The organism is Bartonella sp. AD328YNZD (genome assembly GCF_042196425.1).
Map to the genome: position 1 here is coordinate 1 of NZ_JBHIQG010000415.1, position 1,884 is coordinate 1,884.

2 protein-coding genes are annotated in these 1,884 nt (G+C 34.6%); both read right to left on the reverse strand.

Translation table 11 applies throughout. The features are described 5' to 3' along the window. Positions 1-117: 117 nt before the first annotated feature. On the reverse strand, positions 118-1,293 hold the full coding sequence (locus ACFIO3_RS12375) for a tyrosine-type recombinase/integrase (protein WP_375608273.1): 1,176 nt from the start codon (positions 1,291-1,293) through the stop codon (positions 118-120). Positions 1,294-1,782: 489 nt separating this feature from the next. Next, on the reverse strand, positions 1,783-1,884 hold a 102-nt coding region (locus ACFIO3_RS12380), incomplete at its 5' end, for an outer membrane protein (protein ID WP_375704547.1).

The window sequence follows — 1,884 nt, forward strand, 5'->3', positions numbered from 1 at the left end:
GACGCGCGAAATTCTTTAGAAAATGGTTTCTTAATTTTGCTCGTCTCATGGAGGCGATAGAGAATGTCTTTGCACATATGAAACAGTGGTTTTCAAAACATTAACAATTTGATCCCCTTAGGTCGCTCCTGTTATAAATGCAGCCCACTGTTCCATAAGGGTATGTCGTTGTTCTAAAAAATCTGTCCGCATATAAGCTTTTGTCACTGAACTCCCAACTGAATGCGCAAGAACAGTTTCAGCAATCTCAAATGGTGTTGACGTTGTTTCTGCTATCCAGTCACGAAGACTAGATCTGAAACCATGGGGTCTATAATCAAAACCTTTGTCTTTCATGAATTTAGAAAGTGTTACATCAGATACAGGCTTTCCAGAACTCCCAGCAAATAAAAAACCATTCTTTTCAAAGGGGAGGGATTTCTCAATCATTTTCAAAGCTTCATGACTTAATGGCACGCGAAAATCTGAAACTTTTCCAACAATACCTTTCATATTTTCTTTTGGTATTGTCCATATATTTTTATCTATTTGTTCAAGACGCAAATATCGCAATGGATATGACCTTACCCCCGTCAAAATAAGCAACTTCAGTGCTAAATTTGAAAGAATCTTATCATCTAAATTCTGATAAAAAGCCGGAACTTCTTGCCATGGCATAGCAGGAATATTTTGAACATTTTGAATAAACTTTCCTAATAAAGCTTTTGCTTTTGGGACCAATTGCATATCCACATCTATGCCACGCGCTGCGGCATGTTTTATAGCAATATTCAAACGTGATAAAGCCTTGCTCGCTGTTTCATTTTTTGTTTTCCAAATAGGCAACAAACACTCTTTTATATCAAATTGCGTCAATTCAGTAATTGCTATATCCCCAAGTTTAGGAAAAACATGCAATGTAAGAGGTGCTAACCACCTTGCTGCTTTACCTTCATTTTTCAATTCGCTTTTTTTAGCTTCAAAAGCACTTAAAACTATTTTTTGTAAAGAAATACTATCAACTGCCTGCCGTAATTTTTCATTTTTCCTTTTACGAATCGGGTCAATACCTTGGTGCAAAAGGTCACGGCAAGCTGTAGCTTTAAGCCTCGCTTCTTTCAAAGATACAACGCTACAAGAGCCTAATCCCATTTCACGACGTTTTTTATTGAAATCAAATCGAAAAACCCAACGCCCTTGATTTTGGGCTGTTTTGATAAGCCATAGCCCAGCTCCATCAGCATATTTTCCTTTAGATAAATTTTTTACAGATAAGACAGATAGTCTATCACGTGTCCTTGTTCTGCTAACCACCTTCTAAACCACCTTTTGAATCGCACTTGGAACGATTTCATTTGATAGCAAGATTATATACAAAAGGCAATTTTATAAATAAAATCAAATAAAAACAGTTAGTTATAAATATATAAAAAAGTAAAACGCGCAATCAGGTGATAGCGTAGAGAATTCTAAAGAAAGAAAAAATAGGTGCCCGCCGTCCGCACCAATTCATGAAAACTTTCTTTATTTTTTAATGTTTAGAAAACTATCTTTAAGTTTACTATTTGCAATAACGATATTATCAGATGATAACTGTAATAATATAAAAGACGAATCATTCCCTCTTTGCAAACAAATATTTCAACCATACCTTGTAAACTAAAGAGTTACATTCTAAACAATAAAGAATCTGAATAACTCTTTAGAATCATTCAAACTTAAAGATTTCTTTCCCACTATAATAAAGGCCCTACCAAAGATAGGACCTCTTAAACTCCTAAGCCGAATTTATTCCTACAAAAACTAGAATTTGTAAGCTATTCCTGCACGAAAATCATTCGTCTTATACTTAACTTCAATCTCGTCTTTAAATTTCTTTTTACCAAAATCTGAGTAACGATATTC